The 4199-nt window shown below is 42.0% G+C and carries 2 protein-coding genes; both read right to left on the reverse strand.

Features of this window, described 5'->3' with window-relative positions:
- Window positions 1-2676 (reverse strand): cadherin repeat domain-containing protein (locus tag ASL19_RS11720; RefSeq protein WP_200959859.1); only part of this gene is annotated, 2676 nt, incomplete at its 3' end.
- Window positions 2677-3149: 473 nt separating this feature from the next.
- Entirely contained in the window at window positions 3150-4076 is a 927-nt protein-coding gene (locus tag ASL19_RS11725) for a Calx-beta domain-containing protein (protein ID WP_057178488.1), read from the reverse strand.
- Window positions 4077-4199 lie beyond the last annotated feature (123 nt).

Here is a 4199-nt window from a genome sequence, read left to right on the forward strand (position 1 = left end):
GGAACTATTATCGATAGAACCTGTTCCCGTAACTAGGCTATAGGTGAAGGTGTTACCAGTATCTGGGTCTGTGGTAGAGAAGTTACCTACCACTGTGCCAATTGCTTGATTTTCTGCAATGCTAGTAGCTGATAGAGTCAGGTCCGTGGGTGTTTCATTAACATTGGTAACATTAATGGTTAACTCTTTGTCAAAGAACAGTCCACCTTGATCTGTGCTGCGAACTCTAATGCTGTAGCTGTTTTTGGTTTCAAAATTAAAGGCAGCAGCAGTTTTCAGTTGACCACCATCTATGGTGAAGAAACTGTTATCAATAGAACCTGTTCCCGTAACTAGGCTATAGGTGAAGGTGTTACCAGTATCTGGGTCTGTGGTAGAGAAGTTACCTACCACTGTGCCAATTGCTTGATTTTCTGCAATGCTAGTAGCTGATAGAGTCAGGTCCGTGGGTGTTTCATTAACATTGGTAACACTTAGGGTCACTGCGTTAGTGGCAGTTAGTCCACCTCCATCTGTGACTGTAATCCCAAGGGTGAAGGTGTTAGGTAAACTTTCAAAGTTGTTAGCAGCAGCTGATATACCTGCTGATGTCAAAGTAATTTGTCCACTACTAGAATTGATGCTGAAAAATCCACTCTCGTTTCCACTGGAAATACTATACTGTCTAATACCTACGTTGTCCGTATTGGACAAGTTGTCACTTGCTGATACTGTTCCTAAGGTAGCTCCCTGCTGTTGGTTTTCTAGATAGGAAAGGACCTGGGATGCTGTTATAGTGGGGTCAATACCATCGAAGACGTTCCTTGAATTATTAATGAAGTTATTTCCCGCTATATTAATACTGTTTGCAGTAATCTGGGCTGCGTCACGTAAGACAACCCCAACTTCCCAGTTTCTAATGGTGTTGTTTTGGATGTTGAGATTGCTATTATAGGTTCCATAGCCAGTAAAAGTGGGATTTACATCAATACCGTAATAACTAGCAGTTTGACGAATTCCACCTTCACCGAAAAACTCGTTATTTTTGACCGACACCTGTCCCGGCAAACTACCGTAAAGGTTCAGACCTGTGATTAAATTAACACCTCCATTGGTACCTGTTGGAGTCAAAGTGTTGTTTTCAATGGTCACACCGTTGAAGTTACCCCGCACCTCTAAAGAAGATTTGTGGTCTTTACCGTATTTGACTTGAGCTAGATCCATTGTGATCTTATTATCACGGATCACTAAATCACTACCGGAAGGACCCCCACTCACAACCCTAGCAGTTGCCATGACAGCAGGAATCAGACCGGATAAATTATTGTTAGAGGCTTGAGTATAAGCATTAATAAAGTTATTACCAGGAAAGGTATTCTTCTCTATGGTGACTTTATCGAATACGAAGCGATCATTCACTTCACCGTAAAGCTGAATACCACCGCTGTTGTATTCACCACTATTATTTTTGATATTAACAGTATTATTTGTCCCCTTGAGTTCTAACCAATAGTTACGACCATAGCCACCACCATAACTACCACCATAGCCACCATAGCCACCGTAACCATAGCCAGTCCCGCTAAAAAATTTCCCAAATCCGTCAAAATCGGCACCACCAGCGTGCAGTCCGTGATAGAACTTATTACCATCTATGGTAACATTGGTGAGAGATGCCAGGTATAGGTGGGCAGCACGAGGGCGCCAAAAAGTGTTATTATTAATACTTGAGTTACTGAGTCCGGCTAAGTACATAGACCCGCCCGTGCCACCACCGCCCAATAAGCCACCAATGTAGTTGGCATCAATTTGCCAACCAGTAACTACATTGATTGGGTTGTTGCTGTTAGCATCTCCGAAACGGGGTCCCTTATTGGCATTATACCCGGTAACGTAGTTGTTGAGTAGTTTAAAGTTATTTGGTGTACCAGTCCATTGCAAAGGACCGTTTTCATTTCTGAGTCGGAAACCATCAATAGTAACATTGTCTGCTGTTACAGTAACAGTGCCCTTAATCCAAGCTTCTGGGTTAGTACGGTATCCCTGGTTGATATTAATACCATCAGTTAAGTTAATATCCGGTGTAGTTGGTCTAATTCCTTTATTGGGACCTTCCAGTGTAACCGACTTATTTATAGTCACGTTTTCATTGTATACACCAGATAGCACCCTAACTACATCACCGTTGCTGGCAGCATCAATGGCTGCTTGAATTGTTGTATAAGTTTGACCGGGTCCAACTTCCAGAATAGCGGTGACCTGGTTATTGATCGCAACGGGAGCAATAGGATCTACTGTGAGGCTAGGATTACTGCTACGAGCAATAAAATTAACTGTTGCCTGGCCATCAAATGTACTGGTTGTTACAAAGGGAATATTAATAAATGATTTATTAGTTGCAGATGTAGTTAAATTTTGAAAGGTTAGCACCACAAAATTCCCTGTGGTGACATCACCATCAGCATTGTTAGTATCAGCACCTGTTATTCTTCCACCTAAGGGAACATTACCTGTATTATCACCAATAGTGATAGCATTTACATCAATTTGAATTTCACTGCTAAAGTAAACCTCTATACTTGCTGAAGACACAGCCGAATCTGTAAAGTTTTCCAGTCGATAGTCGAGATTAATCTTTCCACTACGTGGTGAAACGCTTTGAATTTTGGGGGTAATTACTAGTTTTGGTGTAGACATAAATCTCCAGTGTATTATTAGCGGTTATCATAACAAATCAGCACAAGCATAACATAATTTGCCGGTCTCTAGAAATATAGTCTAAGCAAACTAATGTTTCTAAGATTATAGTGTGTACGGACTACACATGGGTATATAAGGTTTCGGATATCATTATTGCAGCATTAACAGGACTATGGTAGCATTTCCAGAGCATGTGGTGTTAATTTTATTATTTCTTTACATTGTAAAACCACAAAATCCGCTCCTAGAAAATTACTAAAACCCACCCAAGTCTAGTTAAAACTAAACAATGATAGGTTTTAGCGATTGACATAACTTCCTACGGTCAGCAACCTGCTAAGTGGGTGAGTGGAATTAAACATAAGATGAACGTAGGTTGGGTTGAGGAACGAAACCCAACGCCCCACTGGTTACCTAACCCATCCTACAAATAATTGTGCCTCCCTACTTAACTCTAGGAACTTACACTTCTAGATGTTAGTACCTATTAAGTTACTTAAAGCTTGATTGAGTTCGTCGCCTGTATTATTAGGACCATTGAGTTCTGATCCAAAAGCAGATGCAACCAGCTGAAAGATTTGATTGCGGTTCGGGTTGCTCCCCAATAACAAGTATTGGTTCATCAAGAAAATATCTCCTGGCGAAGTTGTTGAATTTCCGTCAATATCAAAGAGGCTTAACTGTGCTTCAATCCCATTGGCAAGTGTAGCTCCGGTAGTATTGGTGGATCCCACGGTTTCACTAGGGAACCGAGCGAAGGTAGTTTCTAGGATGGAGTTACGGTTAGGATTATTCCGTTCTGCTAAAAACTGGTTAATTAGGAATGCATCGGATCCAGTAAAGACCCCGTTACCATCAATGTCCCCTATAGCACCATCAGCTATGGTTACAGTAGCTCCGGTGGTAGCACCCAGGTCATAGGTAACTCCATCTGTGAGACTGAGAATAACGCTTTGATTACCTTCTATGATAGCATCATTTATCGGCAAGACATCGACAACCGCTGTGGTTTGTCCACCAGCAATTGTGACTGTGCCAGGTAGAAGTGTGTAATCTTCCCCACCAATAGCGGTTCCACTGACCGTGTAGTTGACTGCAATTCCTCCTACTGGAGCCGCTTCTGACAAGGTAAATGTGAATTTACCATTGTTGACTCTAGGTGTTTGAATTTCAGCAGCATAGGGATCTGTAGCAGCAATTGTTACGGTGGGTACATCATTGGGGATATCAGTGACGTTAATAGTAATGTTGGTAGAAGTAGATGTGTTACCAGCAGCATCACTAGCAGTTATTCCTAATGTAAACGTATTTGGAGTAGTCTCAAAGTCATTGGATGCGGCTGATGCAGCTGCACCTGCTGCGGTGAGGAGAACTGATACGCTGCTATGTACGAACAAAGAACACGGAATGATGTCCAGATGCGATCGCAAAGCTTGTGACTCCTACTGCATCGGTAGCTGTGACTGTTCCCACTTGGAAGTTAGCCGTTTTTCCTTCTGCATAGGAGAGCGTTTGGTTGG

This window comes from Cylindrospermopsis sp. CR12, assembly GCF_001432185.1.
Taxonomy (GTDB): Bacteria; Cyanobacteriota; Cyanobacteriia; order Cyanobacteriales; family Nostocaceae; genus Raphidiopsis; species Raphidiopsis raciborskii.